Genomic DNA, 1,106 nt, shown 5'->3' with positions numbered 1-1,106 from the left:
CCAAGGCTACACCCATACCGAAGCAGCCCGTTCGCTTGGGCTGGTTGAGTCGGCCTTGCGTCGTTGGGTGAACCAGCTCCAGCAAGAACGTGGCGGTGTTACTCCAACCAGCAAAGCCCTGACGCCTGAGCAGCAAAAAATCCAGGAACTCGAAGCTCGTATCAATCGGCTCGAACGGGAAAAATCGATCTTAAAAAAGGCCACCGCGCTCTTGATGGCCGAGGAACACGAGCGTTCGCGTTAATCGATCAACTTCGGGCTCAAGAGCCGATTGATCTGTTGTGCTCGGTATTTGAAGTAACCCGATCGTGCTACTACGCCTACTGCCGGAAACGTCGGTATCCGGATGCCGAACGGGTGGTTTTGCGCAGCCGTGTGAACGAGCTGTTTACGCAAAGCCGAAGCGCTGCGGGCAGCCGGAGCATCATGCTGATGATGAAAGAGGACGGTATGCGAATCGGGCGATTCAAGGTACGCAAGTTGATGCGCGAGATGAACTTGATCAGCAAACAGCCGGGTTCCCATGCCTATAAAAAGGCGACCGTGGAGCGGCCTGATATCCCGAACGTGCTTGATCGAGGGTTCAGCGTGGCGTCCCCCGACAAGGTTTGGTGCGGTGACATCACGTACGTTTGGGCCGAAGGTCGGTGGCACTATCTAGCGGCGGTAATCGATCTTTATGCGCGCCGGGTTGTGGGCTGGGCGTTCTCGGCCAAGCCCGACGCCGACCTGGTGATCAAAGCGCTGGACATGGCCTATGAGCAGCGTGGCCGGCCTCAAAATGTGCTGTTTCACAGTGATCAAGGCAGTCAATACGGCAGCCGGAGTTTCCGCCAGAGACTGTGGCGATACCGCTTCACGCAGAGCATGAGTCGTCGCGGCAACTGCCATGATAATGCGCCGATGGAACGACTATTTCGCAGCCTAAAAAGTGAATGGATACCGACGGTGGGCTACATGAGCGCTGCGCTAGCGCAACAGGATATCGGCCGGTTCCTGATGGAGCGATACAACTGGCGGCGACCGCATCAGTTCAACGAAGGGCTAGCGCCTGCGGTCGCTGAGGAAAAACTCAATTCAGTGTCCGGGATCAGTTGACCACTACA

At 56.7% G+C, this 1,106-nt stretch carries 1 protein-coding gene; it reads left to right on the top strand.

Annotated features, from left to right (window positions below; translation table 11 throughout):
* A protein-coding gene (locus H7993_RS20680) for an IS3 family transposase (RefSeq protein ID WP_185795503.1) occupies positions 1 to 1,098 on the top strand; the annotation gives its coding sequence in 2 pieces (ribosomal slippage) (positions 1 to 188 and positions 188 to 1,098; 1,099 coding nt annotated over the 2 pieces). This gene is flagged as partial in the annotation.
* Between the last annotated feature and the right edge of the window lie 8 nt (positions 1,099 to 1,106).

Source organism: Pseudomonas baltica (assembly GCF_014235765.1).
Lineage (GTDB): Bacteria > Pseudomonadota > Gammaproteobacteria > Pseudomonadales > Pseudomonadaceae > Aquipseudomonas > Aquipseudomonas baltica.
Note: the sequence above shows the minus strand (reverse complement) of the source record. Positions and strands in the feature narration are given on the sequence as shown.